This window comes from Pseudomonas syringae group sp. 26L6 (assembly GCF_032587815.1).
Lineage (GTDB): Bacteria > Pseudomonadota > Gammaproteobacteria > Pseudomonadales > Pseudomonadaceae > Aquipseudomonas > Aquipseudomonas amygdali.
Genome location: NZ_JAWHPJ010000054.1, coordinates 189301 through 207218 on the forward strand (window position 1 = coordinate 189301; position 17918 = coordinate 207218).

Consider the following 17918-nt stretch of genomic DNA (forward strand, 5'->3'; position numbering starts at 1 on the left):
ACTCTTCATCTCAAGGACCCTGCAGTGAATAAACTCTTCGCCGCCTCGCTACTGGCCGCTGGCCTGGCCTTTGCCAGCGCTGCCCAGGCAGCCCCGACGCTGCTCAACGTCTCCTACGACGTGATGCGTGATTTCTACAAGGACTACAACAGCGCCTTCCAGAAGCATTGGAAAGCCGAGAAAAATGAAGACGTGACCGTGCAGATGTCCTTTGGCGGTTCGAGCAAGCAGGCGCGCTCGGTCATCGACGGGCTGCCGGCTGACGTCATCACCATGAACATGGCGACCGATATCAACGCGCTGGCCGACAATGGCGAGCTGGTGCCGAAAGACTGGGTCAGCCGCCTGCCGAATAACAGTGCGCCGTTCACCTCGGCCACTGTTTTTATCGTGCGCAAGGGCAACCCGAAAGCCCTGAAAGACTGGCCGGATCTGATCAAGGATGGCGTGGAAGTCATCGTGCCTAACCCGAAAACCTCGGGCAACGGCCGCTACACGTACCTGTCGGCCTGGGGCTACACCCTGAAAAAAGGTGGCGATGAAGCGGCCGCGAAGAAATTCGTCGGCGAACTGTTCCGCCATGTGCCCGTGCTCGACACAGGTGGTCGAGGCGCGACCACAACGTTCATGACCAACCAGATCGGCGACGTGCTGGTGACCTTCGAAAACGAAGCGGAAATGATCGCTCGTGAATTCGGTCGCGACCAGTTTGAAGTGGTCTACCCGTCCGTGTCGGCAGAAGCCGAGCCGCCAGTGAGTGTGGTCGACAAGGTCGTGGACAAGAAACAATCCCGCGCCTTGGCCGAAGATTACCTGAAATACCTGTGGTCACCGGAAGGTCAGGAAATCGCGGCGAAAAACTACCTGCGACCACGCGACCCGCAGGTCTTGGCCAAATACACCGACCGCTTCCCGAAAGTGGACTTTCTGTCGGTCGAGAAAACCTTCGGTGACTGGCGCACAGTGCAGAAGACCCACTTCATTGACGGTGGTGTGTTCGACCAGATCTATCCGGGCAAATAAGTCCCCCGAAACGCAAAACGGCGGCCCATCAGGTCGCCGTTTTCATTTGCAGGCTTGAATCAGTTACTGAACTGCTTACCCAGCCCAGACGGAACGCCGCTGGCGTCGGTCGCCTGCCACGGACCGTTAGGGTTGGTTGCCCAGCTCCAGCCGTTGTTCCACTGATAGTAAGTACGCTGGCGATAGAAGGTGTTGGGCTGATCGTCCATCACGTACACGCCCAGGCGCGGGTCCCAATGGCTGCCACCGCCCGGTGGCGGGGCGAAACTGGCCGAGGTCTTCGGCGCTGCGGCTGGCGCTTTGGCAGGCTCGGCAGGCGCCGTGTTCGGGCGCGGTGCGCCGGGTTGCTGGCCGCCCGGCAGGTTAAGGATCGGATCCTGGCTGTGAGGCGGTGCCGGATGCTGGACAGCACAGGCACTCAGGCCAACGACCAGCCCCAACAAGGTGATGCGTGCGGTACGGTACATAAGCAATTTCTCTAGTTATCCGGACTGTCGATGGTCACTAACTGCTGCGCCGCGATGTCGCTGGCCAGCGGCTGACTGCGGCCAACCCACTCACCGGTGGTTGGCTGCCCTGCGCGAGACACTCGCGCAACCAGTTGGACTTGCGCAAAGTTCGACAGGTTCAGTTGCGGCATCATTGCATCGGCATCACTCAGTTCAACCTCGGCAGGCAGGTCCGCCACCGTGATGCGTTTGACCGCCAGTGGCGCGGCCGGGCCGTTGATTGCACGGGCGAAGATGAACACGCTGTCACCCGGTTGAACGTTACCCTTGAGCGAGGCAGCCAGCGTGACACGCACCTTGAGCGCCCTGGCCTTGACCGGCGCGGCCTGCCCGGCAAGGTTTTCTCTGGCGCGGGCTATGCCGCCTTCCAGCGCCGAGCGCGAAGCGTCCTGCGCGGGCAACGCCGCCAGCAGGCGGGTCCAGTAATCCACCGCTGCCTGATAACGCTGTGTTTCGAACGCGGCAATCCCCAGCAGGCCGAGGCTGGTGACTTCGTTGGGGTCGGCCTGCAGCGCTTCGTCGGTCAGCGCCTGCACCTGTGCGGTGAAGTGTTTGTCGCTGGCGAAATACAACGCCTGCGCCCATTGCCCGAGCAGCTCTGGCGATCTTCCGGCCAGTGTCACCGAGCGCTCGAACATCTGCGCGGCGTCACCGGGGCGGTTCTGCGCCATGTAGCTGCGCGCCAGAAAATACAGGTTTTCGGCTGAATCCGGCTGAGCCTGCACGCTGCGCTCCAGGCGCTGGGTCAGGTCTGCCAGCGAGGTTGGTGGTCGAGAGAATTCCCGGCTCAGTTCAACCCGGTCACTGGCACCCAGTTGCAGATAACCCGCCAGCCCCAATACAGGGACCAGCACCGCAGCCAGCACCAGCGAGGGCTTGCCCAGACGCGATGTGCGGGCAGGCTCTGCGCCTTCAGTGTCGGCGAGCAGCTCGCGCGCAGCTTCGGCACGAGCGCCTTGCAATTGCGTCACCGACAACACGCCCTGCTCTTGCTGAACCTGCAACTCGTCCAGCCGTTCCTGATACAACGCCACGTTCAGGGCTGTGCGGTCTTCTTCACGTTGCGCACGATGGCCGCGCAGCACTGGTATCAGCAGAAAACCCAGCGCCACGAGCAAAAGAAGCCCGGTCGCGATCCAGAAATCGATCATGGGCGGTGGTCATCCAGCAAAGCGGCGAGGCGTTGTCGCTCATCCTCGGAAAGCACATCGGCCTGTTCGGAGTGCGCCTTGCGACGCCGCCCGACGATGAAACCGATCACCACCAGACCGCCGATCAGCAGACCGGCCGGGCCGAACCAGAGCAACCAGGTGCGCGCATTGAGGCTGGGTTTGTAACGAACGAAGTCACCGTAGCGATCAACCATGAAGTCGATGATCTGCTGATTGCTCTGCCCTTCACCCAGCATGCGGTAAATTTCCTTGCGCAAATCGGCGGCAATCGGCGCATTGGAATCGGCAATGTCCTGATTCTGGCATTTGGGGCAGCGCAGTTCTTTGGTCAGTTCGCTGTAGCGGGCACGCTCGGCATCGTCGCGAAAGGTGTAGGCGTCGATAGCGGCGTGGGCGATGCCTGAGCACAGCACGCTGAGCAGGACAATCATCAGGCAGCGCTTCATGGCTGCGCCTCATCAACCAATTGCTGGTAACGGGCAGCGAGCTTTTCTCGCCACACTGCCTCATCGATGACCCCGACATGTTTGTAACGAATAATGCCCTGACGGTCGATCAGGAAGGTCTCCGGCGCACCGTACACGCCCAGGTTCAGCCCCAGCGAGCCGTCGTCGTCACGGATATTCAGCTGATAAGGATCGTGAAACTCCTTGAGCCATTTCAGCGCGTCGGCGTTGACGTCCTTGTAGTTAACGCCGTAGATCAGCACGCCCTGCTGCGCCAGCCGGGTTAGCACGGGATGCTCGACCCGGCAGGCCACGCACCAAGTGCCCCAGACATTGACCAGCGCGGGTTTGCCTAGCAGGTCGGCGCGGGTCAATACGCGGCTGCTTTGAACTTCGGGCAGCGAAAACTGCGGAAACGGCTTGCCGATCAGCGCCGACGGCAGCTCGGCGGGGTCCAGATACAAACCGCGATACAGGAACGCCGCCACGCCGAGAAACAACGCCAGCGGCAGGAGCATGACCCAGCGCTTCACAGTGCAACTCCTGACATGCCCAATGCCTCGCGCACCTTGCTTTTGACCCGCGTGCGATAACGACGGTCAAACGCCGCCAGCACACCACCCAGACCGGTCAGCAGGCCGCCGAGCCAGATCCAGCGCACAAACGGTTTGACGTGAACCCGTACGGCCCATGCGCCATTGCCCAGCGGTTCACCCAATGCTACGTAAAGATCACGGCTGAAACCGGCATCAATGCCTGCTTCAGTCATCATTGACTGCTGCACGCTGTACAGACGTTTTTCCGGGTGCAGTTCCGTGATCTGCGCCCCGTTGTGCAAGACGCGAACGGTGCCGCGATCGGAGGTGAAGTTCGGCCCTTCATAATGCTTCGCGCCCTCGAATACAAAGACGTAACCGCCCAGCTCAGTGGACTCGCCAGGGGCCATACGCAAATCGCGCTCGGCGCTGTTCTGGCTGGACAACACCACGCCCAGCGCGCACACCACAATGCCAAGGTGCGCCAGCTGCATGCCCCAATAACTGCGGGTCAGGCCAAGCGCGCCGCGAAGCAGGCCCTGGTGACGGGTCTTGTCGAGCAGGTCGCGAACCCCGGCCAGCAGCACCCAGGCGGCGAGCATGAAGGTGGCCAGCACCGCCCACTGAAAATCACCCATGAGCAGAGCGGCGAGCACTGCCAGCACGGCGCTGCCAACCAGTACCGGTGCCAACATGCCCAGCAGCCATTTCAGCGGTGTGTCCTTCCAGCGCACCAGCACGCCGACCGCCATGACCACCAGCAACAGCCCCATCAACGGTACGAACAGCGCATTGAAATACGGCGGGCCGACCGACATCTTGGCTCCGCTCATGGCATCGATCACTAGCGGATAAAGGGTACCCAGCAGGATCATCGACGCAGCAGTCACCAGCAACAGGTTATTGCCCAGCAACAGGGTTTCCCGCGACCACAGGCCGAATCCGACATGGCTTTTGACCACCGGCGCACGAATCGCAAACAGGGTCAGCGAGCCGCCCACCACGACCAGCAGGAACATCAGGATAAACACGCCGCGTGCCGGGTCCGAGGCGAAAGCGTGCACCGAAGTCAGCACCCCGGAACGCACCAGAAACGTGCCCAGCAGGCTCAGGGAAAATGCGGCAATCGCCAGCAGCACCGTCCAGCTCTTGAACACACCACGTTTTTCCGTGACCGCCAGCGAGTGAATCAGCGCAGTGCCCACCAGCCATGGCATGAACGAGGCGTTTTCCACTGGGTCCCAGAACCACCAGCCGCCCCAGCCCAGTTCGTAATAAGCCCACCATGAGCCAAGGCTGATCCCGACACCGAGAAAGGCCCAGGCTACCAGCGTCCATGGCCGCGACCAGCGCGCCCAGGCGGCGTCGAGTCGGCCGCCAAGCAAGGCGGCGATGGCAAAGGCAAAGGCCACGGAAAAACCGACATAGCCCATGTAGAGCATCGGCGGATGCACGATCAGGCCTATATCCTGCAACAGGGGGTTGAGATCGCGTCCGTTGGCAGGCATTTGCGGCAGAAGACGGGCGAACGGGTTGGAGGTGAGGATCAGAAACAACAGGAAGCCCAGGCTTATCATGCCCATCACGGCGAGCACCCGCGCCAGCATGACCTGGGGCAATTGCCGGGAAAACACCGAAACAGCGAAGGTCCAGCCGCCGAGAATCAGCGCCCAGAGCAGCAACGAGCCTTCATGCGCACCCCACACGGCGCTGAATTTGTAGTACCAGGGCAGCGCCGTGTTGGAATTCTGCGCCACATAGGTAACGGAAAAGTCGTCGGTCATGAACGCGTAGGTCAGGCAACCGAAGGCAAAGATCAGAAAACTGAACTGGCCCCACGCCGCCGGACGCGCCAGGCTCATCCACAGGCGGTCGCCGCGCCATGCACCGATCAGCGGAATAATCGCCTGCGCCAGCGCAAAGCCGAGTGCCAGAATCATCGCCAGATGGCCGAGTTCGGGAATCATCGATCAGCCCTGTTTCGCAGGTGTGGAAGAGCCGCCCGGTGCCGCCTGGCCGCTGTCGCGCAGCGCCTTGGTGACTTCGGGCGGCATGTACTTCTCGTCATGTTTGGCCAGCACCTCATCGGCCACCACCACACCCTGCGCATTGAGCTTGCCTAACGCGACAATGCCCTGCCCTTCGCGGAACAGATCGGGAAGAATGCCGCGATAGGTGATGGTCACCGACTTGTTGAAATCGGTGACCACAAAACGCACATCCAGCGAGTCCGCCGAACGCTGCAATGAGCCCTTTTCCACCATGCCGCCAGCGCGAATGCGCGTGTCCAGCGGTGCTTCGCCGTTGGCGATCTGGCTTGGGGTGTAGAACAGATTGATGTTTTCCTTCAGCGCACCGAGCGCCAGGGTCAGGGCCAGCCCGACGCCAGCCAGCAGGGCGGCAATGATCAACAGACGTTTTTTGCGCAACGGGTTCACCAACGATTCTCCCGCTTCAGGCGACGCGCCTGTTGTTTCAGGAACCGCTGGCGCGCCACCAGCGGCATTGCCACGTTGATCAGCAGCACCAACAGGCACAGACCGTAGGCCGACCAGACAAACAGCCCGTGGCGGCCCATGGCGAGAAAGTCGCTGAATGACGCGAAGTTCAAGACCTGCCCTCCGACGGTTCTGGCGTTTGCCCCAGGCTCCGCAGAACCTCGGCCTTGACCCACTGGGTGCGCGACTCGCGATGCAGCACTTCAAGGCGCATACGCAGCAGCAATACGACGCCGAAGAAGCAGTAGAAACCCAACACCGTGAACAGCAACGGCAGCCACATTTCGGCAGGCATGGCCGGTTTTTCCGTAAGGCTGAACGTCGCGCCCTGGTGCAGGGTATTCCACCACTCGACCGAATATTTGATGATCGGGATATTCACCACGCCGACGATGGCCAGCAGTGCACAGGCCTTGGCAGCGCTGGCGCGGTTGCTGATGGCATTGCCCAATGCGATCAGGCCGAAATACAGGAACAGCAGAATCAGCATTGAGGTCAGGCGCGCGTCCCAGACCCACCACGCGCCCCAGGTCGGCTTGCCCCAGATCGCGCCGGTCGCCAGTGCCAGCGCGGTCATCCACGCGCCAATGGGTGCAGCGCATTGCAGCGCGACATCGGCCAGTTTGATTTTCCAGACCAGCCCGACCACGCCGCACAGGGCCAGCATGACGTAGCAGGACTGGGCGAGCATGGCGGCAGGCACGTGGATATAAATGATCCGGAAGCTGTTGCCCTGCTGGTAATCCGGCGGCGCAAACGCCAGCCCCCAGATGATGCCGATGCCGAGCAGCAGTGCAGCACCCACACTCAGCCACGGCAGCAAGCGTGAGCTGATGCGGTAAAACCCTTTCGGTGAGCCGAGTGTGTGCAACCAGGCCCAACCGATGCTGCTTTTCATGGCGTTGCTTTTCATCAGGTGTATCCAGGGTGTTGACCGGCATCGAATTCTCGATCCCGGAACCTCAATTTATTCACCGACGCTGATTTTCAGGCCAGCGGCTATCGCAAAGGGGGTCAGAGTGATCGCCAGCACGCTCAGGCAGCCCAGCCACAGCAGATAGCCAGTCGCTGGCATGCCTTGCAGCGCGGCTTGCAACGCACCGCTGCCCAGAATCAATACCGGGATGTACAGCGGCAGAATCAACAACGCCAGCAACAGGCCGCCGCGCTTCAAACCCACGGTCAGCGCCGCACCCACTGCACCCAACAGATTGAGCACTGGCGTGCCCAATAGCAGCGACACCATCAACACCGGCAGGCACCGCACCGGCAGCCCCAGCATCAGCGCCAGCAAGGGCGACAACAATACCAGTGCCAGCCCGGAAAAAACCCAGTGTGCCAGCACTTTGCTCAAGACCAGAAGGGCCAGCGGGTGCGGCGAAAGGACCCACTGCTCCAGCGAGCCATCCTCGAAATCACTGCGAAACAGCCCGTCCAGCGACAGCAACACGGCCAGCAGTGCCGCGACCCAGACCAGCCCCGGTGACAAGGCTTGCAACAATTGCGTCTGCGGCCCCAGTGCCAGCGGGAACAAGGCGACCACTATCGCAAAGAACACCAGCGGGTTGGCAAGCTCTGCCGGACGCCTGGCCAGCAGGCGAAACTCACGGACGATCAGCAGGGCAAAGACGTTGCTCATGCTGCCCACTGCCCCAGATCGATATCCCGATAGCCCGCAGGCAGGCGGCTCAGGGTGTGATGAGTAGTCATGATGATCATGCCGCCCTTTTCACAGTGCCCGGCGAGATGGTTTTCCAGTTGGGCAATGCCCTGGCGATCCAGCGCGGTGAACGGTTCATCTAGCAACCAGAGTGGCGGGCCTGGCAGATACAGACGCGCCAGCGCGACGCGACGCTGCTGCCCGGCCGACAAGGTGTGACACGGCACATCTTCGAAACCTGCCAGCCCGACCGCGTCGAGCGCATTGAAAATGGCATCGGCATCGGCAGGATGATGAAGCGCACAGAGCCATGAAAGATTCTCCAGCGGTGTCAGCAGGTCCTTGAGCGCCGACGCATGGCCAACCCACAACAGATTGAGCCCCGGCGCTGTCGGCTGGCGGCCCGCTGGCTGGCCGTTGAGCAGCACGTGCCCGGCCGTGGGTTGCATCAGCCCGCACAACAGGCGCAGCAGGCTGGTCTTGCCACTGCCATTGGGACCGCTGACCTGCAGCATGTCCCCCGTGCGCACCTGCAGATCAAGGTTTTCGAACAGCATCCGCCCGTCCCGCTCACACGTCAGAGCCGTCGCTTGCAAAAATGGGGGGGCTGGGATCATCGGGCGTTTCCAGTGCTGGAGCGTCGCGAAATGTACCAAAACAGACACATACGCAGTAAAAGGCGGTTCAAGTCGGGGGTGATATGGCCGTTACATGAAGAGAAGTTAATGGCGGCTGGTCCGGTTTTGGCCGGTATTATACATGCGAGTCCTGTTATCAAAGGGGCAATTTCCTCAGGTCGATATTTCAATGACAGGCGACATCACCAGCGTCCCGGCGACAATCCCTACCACCACCCTGCTGCGCGCCGGCATCTCCCCTGCGCAGGTGCTGACCCTGCTGCAATCGGCGGATAATCTGATTCCCGAAGGCGAAACCGTCGACGCCGAAGTGCTGACCCTCAAGCAGGTCAACCAGAACTTCCAGTTGCTGCTGCGGCTGGTACTCGCCAATGGCAGCCTGACCAACCTGCAGGTCACCAGCAGCGTACCGTTCACGCCCGGCAGTCTGTTGCAAGTAGCGCAAGCGTCGCCCAACGAACTGACGCTGACGCTGCAACAGATCAACAGCGCACTGAAAAACTCGATGACCAGCATCGATACGCAACAATTGCCGGTCGGCACGCTGTTGCAGGGCAAGGTCATGACCAGCCAGGTGATCGCGCAGGCAGTCAATCAATTGGCCACGCAAAACCCGGGTGCCGCAACGCCCACTTATCGCTCCATCGTGATGCTGCTCAATACTGCGCTGGCGGGCTCCAGCCTGACCATCGAAAGCCCGCAGCCGCTGACGGTCGGCAGCCTGCTGAGCGCGCAGGTACAAGGCAACCAGGCGCTGAACTTCGTCGCCCTGCCCGGTCGTTTCGATCAACTGGCCGTGGCGCAGCAACTGGCTGCTCAGCAAAACCGCCAGGGCTCGCTGGATAACCTGATCAACGCCCTGCAAAACCTGCAATCAGCCAATACAACCAGTGCCAGCCCTGCCAGCAACTCAGCGATCAGTGCCCCGCTGCAAGCCGCCATCAGCCAGTTGCTGGACGATCTGCCCGACATAGAGCAGATGAGCACACCGAAAGGCGTCGCCCAGGCCCTCAATGCCAGCGGCGTGTTTCTGGAAGCGAAGCTGCTTGCCGGGCTCAATCCGGCTCAGGTTCCGGACATGAAAGCCAACCTGATGCGCCTGATTGCGCAGATTCTTCCGGGGTTGCCGGACAACACCACTTACAGCGCCGCCGCTGCGTCCAATACCCTGGCGCGGGCCATGCCCAACGCGATTCGCAATGCCCTGGGCACCCTTGGGCTGGTTGCCGCACGCACCCAGCCGAGCATCTTTCCGCTGCCGTCGCGCAACGTCAGCGGTGGCGAAAAAGAGGACGACCTGGAGATTCTGCTCAAGCTGGCTGCGGCAGCTGTTTCGCGCCTGCAAAGCCACCAGTTGGGCGGTCTGGAGCAGACCCGCACCAATGCCGACGGCACTCAGGTGACTACCTGGCAATTGGAAGTGCCAATGCGTAACGCGCATGACATCGTGCCCTTGCAGGTCAAGGTGCAGCGTGAAGACAAGCCGGATCAGGAAGCTGCCGAAGACCGTGACGATGTCGAGGTCAAGGAAACCCGGGAAAAGCTCTGGAAAGTCGATCTGGCATTCGACCTTGAACCGTTGGGGCCGCTGCAGGTGCATGCGCAGTTGTTGCGCGGCACGCTGTCCAGTCAGCTGTGGGCCGAGCGGCCCGACAGCGCGGTCTTGATTGAACATGAATTGGGATATTTGCGCGAGCGGCTGATTGCCTGCGGCCTGGCAGTGGGCGAACTGGCCTGCAGCCACGGCGCACCGCCCAGTGGCCCGCGCACCGCCCTTGAACAACGCTGGATTGACGAGAACGCCTGATGTCCCTACCCGACCATGTCCCGCGCCAGGCTATTGCCCTGAGCTACGACGGCCAACAGGCCCCGACGCTCAGCGCCAAGGGCGACGACCAGCTGGCCGAGGCCATTCTGGCCATTGCCCGTGAATATGAAGTGCCGATCTACGAGAACGCCGAACTGGTCAAACTGCTGGCACGCATGGAACTGGGCGATAGCATCCCCGAGCCGCTGTACCGCACGATTGCCGAAATCATCGCCTTCGCCTGGCACCTGAAAGGCAAGTTTCCGGCAGGCCAGGACCCGGATGCGCCGCCTGTGGAGCGGGATATTACCCCGCGCTACTGATAGCGCAGGAACAAGTGCGCATCACAACGAAATCGGCTTGCGCCCTGCAAACGAGTGCGCCAGGGTGCCGCCGTCGACCAGATCCAGCTCGCCACCCAATGGCACACCGTGGGCGATGCGCGACGCGACCAGGCCTTTTTCGTGGAGCAACTGGGCGATGTAATGCGCCGTCGCTTCGCCTTCCACCGTCGGGTTGGTGGCGAGGATCACCTCAGTGAAGGTGCCCTGCTGGCTGATACGCTCCATCAGTTGCGGAATGCCGATGGCTTCCGGTCCCAGGCCGTCGAGTGGCGACAGATGGCCCTTGAGCACAAAGTAGCGACCGCGATAACCGGTCTGCTCCACCGCGTAGACATCCGTCGGCCCTTCCACCACACACAGCAGCGTGTCATCACGGCGCGGGTCGGCGCATTGCGGGCAGAGCTCCTCTTCGGTGAGGGTGCGGCATGAGCGGCAATGACCAACGCCATCCATCGCCTGCCCCAAGGCCAGCGCCAGCCGTGAGCCGCCGCTGCGGTCGCGCTCCAGCAGCTGCAACGCCATGCGTTGAGCGGTTTTCTGACCGACGCCCGGCAGCACGCGGAAGGCATCGATCAACTGGCGAATCAGGGGGCTGAAGCTCATGGAGAAAAATCCGACAAAAACACAAGACGCGGTTTATACCCGCGCGTTGCCGTGAGCGTCAATTGAGGTGTTCGATACTGCGACCAACAGCGCCTACGCGATTAATGTGATCAGCCCTTCAGCGCCGTCTCCAGAAACTCCGTCAGTGCCTGCACCCTGGCGCTGCGGTGCTTGCGCACGGGCACCAGCAGGTTGATCGGCGCGCTGGCCAGTTGCCAATCGGCCAGCACCCTCACCAGCCTGCCGCTGGCAATGGCGTCGCTGACGTCCCACTGCGAGCGCAAGACGATGCCCAGCCCCTGCTCGGCCCAGCGCCGGGCAACCGAGCCGTCGTTGCTGAGCAGCGCAGGCTCGATGCGCAGGGTCTTTTTCGCCTGGCCCTTGCTCAGGTGCCAGAGGGTCACGTCTTCATCGTTTTCGCGGATGCAGATGCAGCGATGACACGCCAGCTCGTCAGGCGTCGAAGGCACGCCGTGCTGCTCCAGATAAGCCGGGCTGGCGCACAGCCAGCGATGGTTGTGCGCCAGAGGTCTGGCGATCCACAGACTGTCATTGAGGCTGCCGATATGAATCACCGCGTCGCTGTCATGCCGATCAGGCCACGGCGTTTCGCGCAGGTCCAGGTGCAGACGCAATTGCGGGTGCAGTTTGGCAAAGCGCGCCAGCAACGGCGCAATGCGCTGGCGACCGTAACCAAACGGCGCTGCCAGACGCAGGGTGCCGACCAGTCGCTCATCGTGCTGCTTGAACGATTCCGGAAGCGCTTCAAGCTGTTCCAGCAGATGCGCGCTTTCCTGTGCGAAACGTTCGCCATCTGCCGTCAGGCTCAGGCGTCTGGCGTCGCGATTGGCCAGGGTAATGCCCAGCTGCGTCTCCAGCTTGCGCAAGCGCATCGACAGCGCGGGCGGCGAGACATTCAGGACTCTGGCCGCAGCACTGAGGGACTCGCAGCGCGATAGCGCCACGGCCAGACGCAGGTCTTCGATAGCGATCATTCAGCTCAGCTTAAGGATTGATGACAAAGCATTGAACCACAGCTTCATCACCCGTGAGTAGAGTGGCAGCCGTCCCCAGTCACGCGAGCTCTGTCCATGTCTGCCCTTTTGTCTTCTCTCGATACGCCTGTCGCGTTGCTTGATGTGCCGCGTATGCAGCGCAATATCCAGCGCATGCAACACCGCATGAATGAGCTGGGTGTGCGTTTGCGTCCGCACGTGAAGACCAGCAAATGCCTGCCGGTGATTCAGGCGCAGATAGCTGCAGGTGCCAGCGGCGTGACGGTCTCGACCCTGAAAGAGGCCGAACACTGCTTTGCCGAGGGCATCAACGACGTGTTCTACGCCGTCGCCATCGCACCTGGCAAACTGGACCAGGCATTCAAACTGCGGCGCAACGGTTGCCGCCTGAGCATTCTGACCGACAGCGTGGTCGCTGCCCAGTCGATTGTCGCCTTCGGCCAGCGACATGATGAGAACTTTGATGTGTGGATCGAAATCGATTGCGACGGCCATCGTTCCGGGCTGACCGTCGACGACCCTTCGCTCGTCGAAGTCGCGAGAACGCTGATCGAGGGCGGCATGCACCTGCGAGGGGTCATGACCCATGCTGGGTCCAGTTACGACCTCGACACCCCCGAAGCGCTGCAAGCTCTCGCCGAGCAGGAGCGCAGGCTTTGCGTCAGCGCCGCCGAGCGCATTCGGCAAGCGGGGCTGCACTGCGCGGAAGTCAGCATCGGCTCGACGCCTACCGCGCTGTCGGCGCAGAGCCTGCAAGGCGTGACCGAAGTACGTGCCGGGGTCTATGTATTCTTCGATCTGGTGATGCACAACATCGGCGTATGCCGCGCCGACGAACTGGCCCTGAGTGTGCTGACCACGGTCATCGGCCATCAGCAGGACAAGGGCTGGATCATCGTTGACGCAGGCTGGATGGCCATGAGCCGGGATCGCGGCACCCAGCGCCAGCGTGAGGATTTCGGCTACGGCCAGGTGTGCAGCGAAACCGGCGAGTGGATCGACGGCGCGCGGGTGACGAGTGCCAATCAGGAGCATGGCATCATCACGCTCGCCACCGGCAGCCAGGCAGACATTACTGCGCGCTTCCCCATCGGCAGCCGGCTGCGCATTCTGCCCAACCACGCCTGTGCTACCGGTGCGCAGTTCCCGGACTACCACGCCTGCGATGCCGAAGGCGCAATTCACACCTGGAGTCGCCTGCATGGCTGGTGATATCGAACTGATTCGCACACCCCTGGCCGCCGCGCCGGGCGGGCATTATTCCCAGGCAGTGTTGCATGAAGGCACGCTGCATGTTTCCGGGCAACTGCCGGTGCGCGCTGACGGCAGCCACAGCGTCGACGAGCCATTCGAGGTGCAGGCCGCTATTGCGCTGGACAACCTGGCTGCCATTCTTGAGGCAGCAGGATGCACGACCGATGACCTGCTGAAAGTGACCATTTACATCGCAGGCATCCAGCACTGGCCGGCCTTCGACCGCATTTATGCAGGCTATCTGGGCGACCATCGCCCGGCCCGCGCTGTGGTGCCGGTTCCAGAATTGCACCACGGCTACCTGATCGAGATCGAAGCCCTGGCGCGCACCGTACGATGAACACTATCGGGAGCACCTCATGACCCCGCAAAAAAGCGACGTTCTGATTATCGGCGGCGGCTTCATGGGCTCGTCATCAGCGTTTTTCCTGCGCCAGCACGGGCGCTCGGTAACTCTGCTGGAGCGCGACCAGATAGGCCAGTACGCAAGCGGCGTCAACTTCGGCAACGTGCGCCGCCAGGGCCGCTTTCTTGGCCAGCTGGAACTCTCCAATCGCTCCTGGGCGCTGTGGAAACGCCTGCCCGAACTGATCGGCGAAGACTTGGAGTTCATTCCAAGCGGCCATATGCGCGTGTGTTATCGCGAAGACGAGATCGCTGAACTGGAGGCCTATGCCGCCGCACCCGAAGCCCGCGAGCTGGATTTGCAGGTGATCAGGGGCAACACGCTGCATGAGCGCTTCCCGTTTCTCGGCCCGGAGGTCAAAGGCGGCTCTTATGCGCCCCACGACGGGCACGCCAACCCGCGCCTGGCCGCACCCGCCTTCGCCCGTGCGGCGATTCGCGCCGGGGCAAGAATCGAAGAGCGCACCGAGGTGGCAGAGGTGCAGAAGGTCGGCGGCGAGTTTCACGTCAGCACCACCGACGGCCAGTTGTTCGTCGCCGAGCAATTGCTGATCACCGCCGGGGCCTGGGCGGCCAAGCTGGCCGAGCAGTTCGGCGAGCCGGTTCCGCTGGAGCCCAACGGGCCGCAAATGTCAGTGACCGAACCGGTGCCCTACGCCCTGCCGACGGTGATCGGAGTGTTCACCAAAATCAAGGAAGAAGTGATCTATTTCCGCCAGATACCGCGCGGCAACATCATCATCGGCGGTGGTAATCGCAACAAACCGGACATGCTCAACCGCCGCGCCTACTTCAAACCGGAAAGCCTGATCAACCAGATGAAGCAGATGAAACGCCTGTTACCCGGCGCAGAGAAGCTGAACATCATCCGTGTCTGGAGCGGCATCGAGAGCTATACGCCGGATTCGCTGCCGATCATGGGCCGCAGTGGCAAGGTGGACGGCCTGTTCTACGCGTTTGGCTTCTGCGGCCACGGCTTTCAGCTCGGCCCCGGCGTCGGCGATGTTATGGCCGAGCTGATCAGCACCGGCAGCACGCGCACGCTGATCTCCCCATTCGATATCCGCCGCTTCACCGACCCGACGGCCATCGAGATGCCGTTCACGTCCAGCCTGATGAGCACAGGCAAGCTCATATGAGCCGAAACGACCCACTTCGCCCTTGCAACGGAGGCTCCATGCACGCGACCCCAGATACCCTCTATCGATATCGCCCGGTGACTGAGGCGGACATTCCTGCGGCCCATGCCCTCTCGGCACACCTCAAATGGCCGCACCGCGAAGAAGACTGGGCCATGGTGCAACGCACCTCCGAGGGTTTTGTCGCCGAACATGACGGCCAACTGGTGGGCGTGGCATTCACCTGCCATCAGGGCGACTGGTCATCCATAGGTCTGGTGATTGTCAGCGATGAACATCAGGGCAAAGGCATCGGTCGCCGCCTGATGCATCTGTGCCTTGACGCAACCGCACCGCGCACACCGATCCTCAATGCTACGGAACTGGGCGCGCCGTTGTACCGGAGCCTTGGCTTTGTCGATTTTGCGCGGATCCAGCAGCATCAGGGCATTGCTGACCTGTCAGGGCTGGCGACACCGAGCGATGGTCTGCCGATTCGCACGCTAGGTCAGGCCGACCATGCCGAACTGATCAGGCTGGCCAACGCAGGCAGCGGTCTGGATCGCACCGTCGTGCTGAATGACCTGTTGTCGCGCGATGCAGAAGAGGTGGTGGGCATCGACCATGAGGGGCGCCTGACAGGCATCGCCCTGCTGCGCCGCTTCGGCCGCGGGCATATCATCGGCCCGCTGGTGGCCGGTGATGCAGAGCAGGCCCGGCAATTGATTGCCCACCTGTTGCAACAGATACCCGGCATGTTCGTGCGCTTCGACATCCTGGCTGATTGCGGCTTGGCACCGTGGCTCGAAAGCCTGGGCCTGCCGTGTGTCGACAGGGCACCGCGCATGGTGCTCGGAACGCCGCCGCCATTGAGCAAGAACGTGCAGCAGTTTGCGCTGGTGACCCAGGCCATAGGCTGAAATCGGCGCGGATAAAGCCCCGGAACAGGTCCGCAATGTTAGCGGGTTGCATACAGCAGATTATTCTTTGCAGCCCGGCAGATCGGCGCTTTTTATCCAGACCGCTTTGTTAGCTTATAGGCATATAACGGCCTGATATCAAACGGCCTGACCTCGCCCATTATCGCTCCAGGGAGCTCGCTGGATGACCTCACAGTCCTTGAACAGCCATCGCGTTGATCCAGACACCGCGCAGAAATTCTATATCGATGGTCGCTGGTCGGCGCCGCTCAACCCGGCCAGCATTGCGGTGATCAACCCGGCAACCGAAGAAGTGGTGGCGCACGTTGCCAGTGGCTCGGCCGCCGACGTCGACCGCGCGGTTGCAGCGGCGCGGGCAGCCTTTGCGGGCTGGTCCGGCACCTCGGCGCACGCCCGGGCCGAGATAATCGGGCGCATCCACGAGCTTATCCTCGAGCGCAAGGAACAACTGGCGCAGGCCATCTCGCTGGAGATGGGCGCAGCTATCAGTACTGCGCGGGCGATGCAGGTGCAGCTTGCCGCAGAGCATGTTCGTGTTGCGCGTGACCTGCTGGCGACCTATCGATTCCAGAGCGTCGAAGGCGGCACCGCGATTGAACGCGAACCTATCGGTGTGTGCGGGCTGATCACGCCATGGAACTGGCCGCTGTATCAAATTACGGCAAAAGTCGCCCCGGCGATTGCCGCTGGCTGCACAGTGGTGCTCAAGCCCAGCGAACTGTCGCCGCTAAGCGCCTTGCTGTTCGCGCAACTGGTTCACGATGCGGGTCTGCCGCCTGGGGTATTCAATCTGGTCAATGGCAGCGGCCCTGAAGTGGGCGGCGCGATGGCTGCGCACCCTGACATCGACATGATCTCGATCACCGGGTCCAACCGTGCAGGCGCATTGGTGGCGCAGGCCGCCGCACCGACTGTGAAACGGGTAACTCAGGAACTGGGCGGTAAATCACCGAACATTCTGCTGCCCGACGCCGACTTCGCCAAAGCGGTGCCGCCCGGCGTGATGGCCGCGTTCCGCAACGTTGGCCAGTCGTGCAGCGCGCCGACCCGCATGATCGTGCCCAGGAACCGACTGGCGGAAGTTGAAGCGCTGGCAGCCGAGACGGCCAAGGCGATCATTGTGGGAGATCCGCAGCGGGAGGAAACAGTGCTGGGGCCGATCGCCAACGAGGCACAGTTTCACCGCGTACAGGCGATGATCGATGCCGGGCTGAGTGAAGGCGCGAAGCTGGTCTGCGGCGGGCCAGGCCGTGTGCAAGGCCATGAGCAAGGCTTCTACACCCGGCCGACGGTATTTTCCGAAGTGGACTCGTCCATGCGTATCGCCCGGGAAGAAATATTTGGTCCGGTGCTGTGCCTGATTGCCTACGACACGGTTGATGAGGCGGTGGCGATTGCCAACGACACCGTTTACGGTCTGGGCGCGCATGTACAGGGGCAGGATATTGAGCAGGCCCGTTCGGTGGCTTCGCGCATTCGTGCCGGACAAGTGCATCTGAACTACCCCGCCTGGAACCCGATGGCCCCGTTCGGCGGCTACAAGCGCTCGGGCAATGGCCGTGAGTATGGCGTGCATGGCTTTGAAGAGTATCTGGAGACCAAGGCTATTGTGGGGTTTGGTTGAGTGGCGCGAGTGATACGCACGAATGCTCGGCTCATGCTCGCTCATCTTTATAACAAAGATGATTATCGTGCCTGCGCAGGTGGCAGGTGACCTCTTCGCGATCGTGGTAGGGCTGTTGATTATCGTGCCTGCGCTCCGCGTAGGCATGCAGTTCGTGACGCTCTGCGTCACACAGCGGTTCTGCTATGTCAGTGATATTTGTGTCCGGCTCAGGTCACCTTTTCGCCCCTCGGCGAGTTACTTTGATGAGGCCAAAGTAACCAAAGCCTTTCGCTCCTGTTTCCGGCCCGACTTCGTCGGGTTCCTTCGCCCTGTCACTGATCC

At 61.9% G+C, this 17918-nt stretch carries 20 protein-coding genes; 8 read left to right on the top strand and 12 right to left on the bottom strand.

The features are described 5' to 3' along the window. Nucleotides 1-24 precede the first annotated feature (24 nt). Nucleotides 25-1023 (top strand): sulfate ABC transporter substrate-binding protein, encoded by a 999-nt coding sequence (locus RYA97_RS23705; RefSeq protein ID WP_005780521.1) that lies wholly within the window; start codon nt 25-27, stop codon nt 1021-1023. A 59-nt stretch (nt 1024-1082) separates the two neighbouring features. Here RYA97_RS23705 and RYA97_RS23710 read toward each other — a convergent pair whose 3' ends face one another. From RYA97_RS23710 to ccmA, 10 genes are read right to left on the bottom strand one after another with little or no spacing between them, the layout of a single operon-like run. After that, the gene (locus tag RYA97_RS23710; RefSeq protein ID WP_005780519.1) at nt 1083-1490 is read right to left on the bottom strand and encodes a hypothetical protein; all 408 of its coding nucleotides are present in this window, start codon (nt 1488-1490) and stop codon (nt 1083-1085) included. 11 nt (nt 1491-1501) lie between these two features. After that, nucleotides 1502-2683: a c-type cytochrome biogenesis protein CcmI gene (gene ccmI, locus RYA97_RS23715; RefSeq protein ID WP_046832740.1), complete on the bottom strand. Its 1182-nt coding sequence runs from the start codon at nt 2681-2683 to the stop codon at nt 1502-1504. Beyond that, on the bottom strand, nt 2680-3150 hold the full coding sequence (locus RYA97_RS23720) for a cytochrome c-type biogenesis protein (protein WP_004665807.1): 471 nt from the start codon (nt 3148-3150) through the stop codon (nt 2680-2682). The genes ccmI and RYA97_RS23720 overlap by 4 nt, the downstream gene beginning before the upstream one ends. Beyond that, on the bottom strand, nt 3147-3683 hold the full coding sequence (locus tag RYA97_RS23725) for a DsbE family thiol:disulfide interchange protein (protein WP_002554219.1): 537 nt from the start codon (nt 3681-3683) through the stop codon (nt 3147-3149). Before RYA97_RS23725 ends, RYA97_RS23720 begins: the two co-directional genes overlap by 4 nt. Beyond that, complete coding sequence (locus RYA97_RS23730; protein WP_010198041.1) at nt 3680-5653, bottom strand: heme lyase CcmF/NrfE family subunit; 1974 nt, start codon at nt 5651-5653, stop codon at nt 3680-3682. The genes RYA97_RS23725 and RYA97_RS23730 overlap by 4 nt, the downstream gene beginning before the upstream one ends. A 3-nt stretch (nt 5654-5656) precedes the next feature. Continuing rightward, on the bottom strand, nt 5657-6124 hold the full coding sequence (gene ccmE / locus RYA97_RS23735; RefSeq protein ID WP_005754652.1) for a cytochrome c maturation protein CcmE: 468 nt from the start codon (nt 6122-6124) through the stop codon (nt 5657-5659). Continuing rightward, a complete protein-coding gene (gene ccmD, locus RYA97_RS23740; RefSeq protein WP_002554222.1) occupies nt 6121-6297 on the bottom strand; it encodes a heme exporter protein CcmD in 177 nt (58 codons plus the stop codon). Before ccmD ends, ccmE begins: the two co-directional genes overlap by 4 nt. After that, nucleotides 6294-7097 carry a heme ABC transporter permease gene (locus RYA97_RS23745; protein ID WP_005780514.1) on the bottom strand — a complete coding sequence of 268 codons (804 nt, stop codon included), beginning with the start codon at nt 7095-7097 and terminating at the stop codon, nt 6294-6296. Before RYA97_RS23745 ends, ccmD begins: the two co-directional genes overlap by 4 nt. Nucleotides 7098-7151: 54 nt before the next feature. Then, complete coding sequence (gene ccmB, locus RYA97_RS23750; protein ID WP_005780512.1) at nt 7152-7823, bottom strand: heme exporter protein CcmB; 672 nt, start codon at nt 7821-7823, stop codon at nt 7152-7154. Continuing rightward, nucleotides 7820-8461 (bottom strand): cytochrome c biogenesis heme-transporting ATPase CcmA, encoded by a 642-nt coding sequence (ccmA, locus tag RYA97_RS23755; RefSeq protein WP_011169058.1) that lies wholly within the window; start codon nt 8459-8461, stop codon nt 7820-7822. The genes ccmB and ccmA overlap by 4 nt, the downstream gene beginning before the upstream one ends. 190 nt (nt 8462-8651) lie before the next feature. Between ccmA and RYA97_RS23760 the strand changes: the two genes are divergently transcribed. Both RYA97_RS23760 and RYA97_RS23765 read left to right on the top strand, forming a co-directional pair. Then, nucleotides 8652-10289 carry a flagellar hook-length control protein FliK gene (locus tag RYA97_RS23760; RefSeq protein ID WP_016980904.1) on the top strand — a complete coding sequence of 546 codons (1638 nt, stop codon included), beginning with the start codon at nt 8652-8654 and terminating at the stop codon, nt 10287-10289. Continuing rightward, on the top strand, nt 10289-10612 hold the full coding sequence (locus RYA97_RS23765) for an EscU/YscU/HrcU family type III secretion system export apparatus switch protein (protein WP_016980905.1): 324 nt from the start codon (nt 10289-10291) through the stop codon (nt 10610-10612). Before RYA97_RS23760 ends, RYA97_RS23765 begins: the two co-directional genes overlap by 1 nt. A 21-nt stretch (nt 10613-10633) precedes the next feature. Here RYA97_RS23765 and recR read toward each other — a convergent pair whose 3' ends face one another. Both recR and RYA97_RS23775 read right to left on the bottom strand, forming a co-directional pair. Continuing rightward, nucleotides 10634-11236: a recombination mediator RecR gene (gene recR / locus RYA97_RS23770; protein WP_016980906.1), complete on the bottom strand. Its 603-nt coding sequence runs from the start codon at nt 11234-11236 to the stop codon at nt 10634-10636. A gap of 110 nt (nt 11237-11346) precedes the next feature. Continuing rightward, nucleotides 11347-12231: a LysR family transcriptional regulator gene (locus tag RYA97_RS23775; RefSeq protein ID WP_016980907.1), complete on the bottom strand. Its 885-nt coding sequence runs from the start codon at nt 12229-12231 to the stop codon at nt 11347-11349. 96 nt (nt 12232-12327) lie between these two features. Here RYA97_RS23775 and RYA97_RS23780 point away from each other — a divergent pair, with 96 nt between their 5' ends. The 5 genes from RYA97_RS23780 to RYA97_RS23800 all read left to right on the top strand — a co-directional run bounded on the left by RYA97_RS23780 (nt 12328) and on the right by RYA97_RS23800 (nt 17594). Beyond that, nucleotides 12328-13464 (top strand): DSD1 family PLP-dependent enzyme, encoded by a 1137-nt coding sequence (locus tag RYA97_RS23780; RefSeq protein WP_029240853.1) that lies wholly within the window; start codon nt 12328-12330, stop codon nt 13462-13464. Next, on the top strand, nt 13454-13846 hold the full coding sequence (locus tag RYA97_RS23785; RefSeq protein WP_005744616.1) for a RidA family protein: 393 nt from the start codon (nt 13454-13456) through the stop codon (nt 13844-13846). The genes RYA97_RS23780 and RYA97_RS23785 overlap by 11 nt, the downstream gene beginning before the upstream one ends. A gap of 19 nt (nt 13847-13865) precedes the next feature. After that, nucleotides 13866-15050, top strand: coding sequence for an NAD(P)/FAD-dependent oxidoreductase (locus tag RYA97_RS23790; RefSeq protein ID WP_005744615.1), 1185 nt, complete (start codon nt 13866-13868; stop codon nt 15048-15050). Nucleotides 15051-15088: 38 nt separating this feature from the next. Next, nucleotides 15089-15949, top strand: a complete 861-nt coding sequence (locus RYA97_RS23795) for a GNAT family N-acetyltransferase (protein ID WP_117139565.1) — start codon at nt 15089-15091, stop codon at nt 15947-15949. A 184-nt stretch (nt 15950-16133) separates the two neighbouring features. After that, a complete protein-coding gene (locus RYA97_RS23800; RefSeq protein WP_005780495.1) occupies nt 16134-17594 on the top strand; it encodes an aldehyde dehydrogenase family protein in 1461 nt (486 codons plus the stop codon). Nucleotides 17595-17918: the final 324 nt, after the last annotated feature.

Excerpts from the sequence above, each read along its gene's own strand:
- RYA97_RS23710 (WP_005780519.1), bottom strand. The coding sequence starts at position 1,490 with ATGTACCGTACCGCACGCATCACCTTGTTGGGGCTGGTCGTTGGCCTG.
- ccmI (WP_046832740.1), bottom strand. The coding sequence starts at position 2,683 with ATGATCGATTTCTGGATCGCGACCGGGCTTCTTTTGCTCGTGGCGCTG.
- RYA97_RS23720 (WP_004665807.1), bottom strand. The coding sequence starts at position 3,150 with ATGAAGCGCTGCCTGATGATTGTCCTGCTCAGCGTGCTGTGCTCAGGC.
- RYA97_RS23730 (WP_010198041.1), bottom strand. The coding sequence starts at position 5,653 with ATGATTCCCGAACTCGGCCATCTGGCGATGATTCTGGCACTCGGCTTT.
- RYA97_RS23745 (WP_005780514.1), bottom strand. The coding sequence starts at position 7,097 with ATGAAAAGCAACGCCATGAAAAGCAGCATCGGTTGGGCCTGGTTGCAC.
- ccmB (WP_005780512.1), bottom strand. The coding sequence starts at position 7,823 with ATGAGCAACGTCTTTGCCCTGCTGATCGTCCGTGAGTTTCGCCTGCTG.
- ccmA (WP_011169058.1), bottom strand. The coding sequence starts at position 8,461 with ATGATCCCAGCCCCCCCATTTTTGCAAGCGACGGCTCTGACGTGTGAG.
- RYA97_RS23760 (WP_016980904.1), top strand. The coding sequence starts at position 8,652 with ATGACAGGCGACATCACCAGCGTCCCGGCGACAATCCCTACCACCACC.
- RYA97_RS23765 (WP_016980905.1), top strand. The coding sequence starts at position 10,289 with ATGTCCCTACCCGACCATGTCCCGCGCCAGGCTATTGCCCTGAGCTAC.
- recR (WP_016980906.1), bottom strand. The coding sequence starts at position 11,236 with ATGAGCTTCAGCCCCCTGATTCGCCAGTTGATCGATGCCTTCCGCGTG.
- RYA97_RS23775 (WP_016980907.1), bottom strand. The coding sequence starts at position 12,231 with ATGATCGCTATCGAAGACCTGCGTCTGGCCGTGGCGCTATCGCGCTGC.
- RYA97_RS23780 (WP_029240853.1), top strand. The coding sequence starts at position 12,328 with ATGTCTGCCCTTTTGTCTTCTCTCGATACGCCTGTCGCGTTGCTTGAT.
- RYA97_RS23785 (WP_005744616.1), top strand. The coding sequence starts at position 13,454 with ATGGCTGGTGATATCGAACTGATTCGCACACCCCTGGCCGCCGCGCCG.
- RYA97_RS23790 (WP_005744615.1), top strand. The coding sequence starts at position 13,866 with ATGACCCCGCAAAAAAGCGACGTTCTGATTATCGGCGGCGGCTTCATG.
- RYA97_RS23795 (WP_117139565.1), top strand. The coding sequence starts at position 15,089 with ATGCACGCGACCCCAGATACCCTCTATCGATATCGCCCGGTGACTGAG.
- RYA97_RS23800 (WP_005780495.1), top strand. The coding sequence starts at position 16,134 with ATGACCTCACAGTCCTTGAACAGCCATCGCGTTGATCCAGACACCGCG.